This window comes from Bilophila sp. 4_1_30, from assembly GCF_000224655.1.
In the GTDB taxonomy this organism is placed as follows: domain Bacteria; phylum Desulfobacterota; class Desulfovibrionia; order Desulfovibrionales; family Desulfovibrionaceae; genus Bilophila; species Bilophila wadsworthia.
This window is the reverse complement of sequence record NZ_JH114234.1, coordinates 322,071-323,574: the sequence shown is the minus strand read 5'-3', so window position 1 is coordinate 323,574 and position 1,504 is coordinate 322,071. Positions and strand designations below refer to the sequence as shown.

Below are 1,504 nucleotides of genomic sequence, written 5' to 3'. Positions count from 1 at the left end.
TCAGCGGGTACGGGCAGAGCCCGCATCCTCTCCCTCCCCCCCCCTTTTACCGTTCGTTACGCGCCGACGTGCTCGGCGTACTTGTCCGGATCGTCCGTGATGACATAGATCACGCGCACATCATCAGGATCGACGGCATGGGCCTTGGGGAACTCCTTCTTCAGCTCCTCCACGCGCTTGTGCGCGAGTTCGAGCATGGCGGCGCGTTCCCCGAAGCGCATGGCTCCGGTGGGACAGGACTGCACGCACGCGGGAATGCCGCCCGCGCTGATCCTGTCGATGCACATGGTACACTTCACGATGGCCCCGGTCTTTTCGTTCTTTCGGGGGATGCGGTACGGACAGGCGTCGAGAAGCACGTCGAAATCGTTCTCGGCGGTCTTTTCCGTATACACCACCGCGCCGGTGGCCTCGTCGTGAATCATGGTCCCCTCATCGGCGGCGAGCACGCACGGCGGGTTCACGCAGTGGCGGCACATGTCGGTGAAGAAGTTCCAGTAGGGTTTGCCGTTTTCATGCCGCCCTTCGCTGAACCGGACGATCTTGTAGGTATCGCCGTTCATATCGGGCGGGTTCTGGTAGGAACCGGTCTGCACGGTATCGGTGGCGGGCAGCTCGTTCCACTGCTTGCAGGCCACCTGACAGCCGCGGCACCCGGTGCAGCGGGATACATCAACGAGAATAGTCTTTCCGTCGGACATGGCCTTCCCTCCTAAGCCTTGATTTTGTCGATGTTGACCATAAACGCCTTGTATTCGGGCGTCATGCTGTTCGCGTCACCGACCATGGGACTGAGCAGGTTTGCCGTGTCGCCGCATTCCTTGGGCTGCAGCCAGCCGTAGTTGAAGGTCATGCCCACCTGATGCACGGTTTTGCCGCCGCACTTGAAGGGCGTGAGGCGCACCGTGACCATCGCCACGGCGTCTACCGTGCCGCGCGCCGAGGAGATGCGAACCTTTTCCCCGTTGGCAATGCCCTTTTCCTTCGCCAGCTCCTCGCTGATCTCCACATACGCCTGGGGCTGGGCTTCGACGAGCCACGGCTGCCAGCGGGTGAACGCGCCCGTGCACCAGTGTTCGGTGCAGGAGTACGTGGTCATCACCAGCGGGAAGTCGGGCGATGCGTTGGCGATCGGGTTCATGTCCTTGCCGAAGGTATGGAGGGCCGGGTTGACCCGCTGGGCGGACATGATGTTCTTCTTGAAGGGGCTTTCCATCGGCTCGTAATGTTCCGGGAACGGGCCTTCGGCCAGTCCGGGGCCGTACAGGGCGCCGAGGCCCTCCGGCTGCATGATGAACGGCAGCTTGCCGCCCTGCATGGCCAGCGGCGGGGCCGGACCGTCCGGCACGTCGCCGATCCATTGCCCGTCCTTCCACTGCACCAGCGCCTTTTTCGGGTTCCACGGCTTGCCCTGCGGGTCCACGGAAGCGCGGTTGTAGATGACGCGGCGGTTGACCGGCCACGAGTAGGACCATTCGGGATAGAGGCCGAGCCCGGTGGGATC

Annotated in this window: 2 protein-coding genes; both read right to left on the bottom strand. The window is 63.3% G+C overall.

Annotation, left to right across the window (positions count from 1 at the left end):
• Positions 1 to 56: 56 nt before the first annotated feature.
• Entirely contained in the window at positions 57 to 701 is a 645-nt protein-coding gene (locus HMPREF0178_RS17590; RefSeq protein WP_009381202.1) for a 4Fe-4S dicluster domain-containing protein, read from the bottom strand.
• A gap of 11 nt (positions 702 to 712) precedes the next feature.
• Positions 713 to 1,504 (bottom strand): molybdopterin dinucleotide binding domain-containing protein (locus HMPREF0178_RS17585; RefSeq protein ID WP_009381201.1); only part of this gene is annotated, 792 nt, incomplete at its 5' end.

Bases quoted from the DNA above. Each gene is read 5' to 3' on its own strand.
- HMPREF0178_RS17590 (WP_009381202.1), bottom strand. From the start codon at position 701: ATGTCCGACGGAAAGACTATTCTCGTTGATGTATCCCGCTGCACCGGG.